Origin of the sequence: Paenibacillus chibensis (assembly GCF_004001045.1) — a bacterium.
Taxonomy (GTDB): Bacteria; Bacillota; Bacilli; order Paenibacillales; family Paenibacillaceae; genus Paenibacillus_AQ; species Paenibacillus_AQ chibensis.
In genome coordinates this window covers 1-1,396 of sequence record NZ_BIMK01000068.1, presented here as the reverse complement: position 1 = coordinate 1,396, position 1,396 = coordinate 1, and the positions used below count along the sequence as shown (strand labels likewise).

Annotated in this window: 1 protein-coding gene; it reads right to left on the bottom strand. The window is 49.9% G+C overall.

Annotated features, from left to right (window positions below; translation table 11 throughout):
• Positions 1-29: 29 nt before the first annotated feature.
• Positions 30-1,271 (bottom strand): ISL3 family transposase, encoded by a 1,242-nt coding sequence (locus tag PCH05_RS27045; protein ID WP_127607819.1) that lies wholly within the window; start codon positions 1,269-1,271, stop codon positions 30-32.
• Positions 1,272-1,396: the final 125 nt, after the last annotated feature.

Here is a 1,396-nt window from a genome sequence, read left to right as displayed (position 1 = left end):
CTCAACCTAAAAATTAGCGGTTGATATTTTCATCCTAATAAGCGTTGCCGATTACATTCGATTAAAATGCCAGCTTTGTAGCAACGACGATTTCGTGTGAAATAGTGACGGCGTTGGTACGCTTTAATGCGATTATGTCGTCCTTCCACCGTCGCATTCGTCCAGCGGCAGTGATGGTAGTTCACGATTTCCTCTTCCCAATTTCGCATCGTTTTCAAGGCGCTTTGCACCGCTTCGTGCTTAATAGCTTCCCCCTGCTGACACCAGCGAGTAAACCCGAGCTGGGCCACGTGGAGATTCGGCGAATAATCATACCAGTGAGTGAACGCCTCCTTCCATTCCCATACCTCACGCAGCAGCGGTGAGAATGCCAACAGTTGATTTAACTGAGTTCTGCTCTTTTCCGGTAAGGAATCTGCAGGCGGATTTAGCAGGCGATGATGACTTTTCAAGATGATTTTGGCCCGAGGGGAAAGGGTAGACTGAACTGATTTTCGGACAGCCTGGACACTTTCAATGACGTAACCGTGAACGTGGAACCGGTCGGCAATCCGGATCGCCTTCGGAAAACACTCGCTGATCCAGGTGTGATACGTTTGAGCCAGATCCATGACGACCGCCTTGGGATTCAGGTTCAAAAAATCGGGATGCTGCTCGGCATATGCACGCAACGCGTCCAGCTTTCGACCAGCCAGCAGGTCTAGCATGGTTTCGCCTCGAAGATCGTGAATGCCGGTATTGTAGGTGTGCCCTTTTTTGATCGCAAAGTCATCGATGCCCAGCACCAGTTCTGGCGTGTCTTTGGCTTGACGCCAAGCCTGCTCAAGTAGACGCTCATTCTCTGCGGGTAAGGCCTCCTGATGCATGCGCTGCACCGTGCTGGCCGGCGCTTCTTGCATTCTCGCGCTATGCGCTGCCGTAGAGCCCAGTGCCTGGTTTACGGTCTGTGAGCGAAAAAGACGGCTGTATTGTTCCTTAGGGCCAACCCAAGTGTAGGACCAAACAAACCCAATATTGCACCGCGCACAGGCTAAGCGCAGCGAGGGAATGTGCAAAAAGCACTTCTTACCAAAGATGCTGACATGACGAATCTTGCGCGACTTATTACGGCCATCTCGCTTCACTGATTGTTCGGAGTGGCAGATTGGGCAGGGCTGTTTGTAGGCTACTGGTGAGGCTTCCAAATGCACTTCTGTTGCATTTTGGGAGAGAACACTATGGAGTTGTAGTTCTGGTAATCCGAGCATTTCGTTGATATACTGGAGTGGCATCTGTCATTTCCTTTTCTTGTTGTTGGGTAGGACTTACAACATTACAGGATTTGCAGATGTTTTTCCATTTCTATCCTCGTTTTTTATGTTCTTCGGATTTCAACCGCTAATTTCGGGTTTGAGCC

Excerpts from the sequence above, each read along its gene's own strand:
- PCH05_RS27045 (WP_127607819.1), bottom strand. The coding sequence starts at position 1,271 with ATGCCACTCCAGTATATCAACGAAATGCTCGGATTACCAGAACTACAA.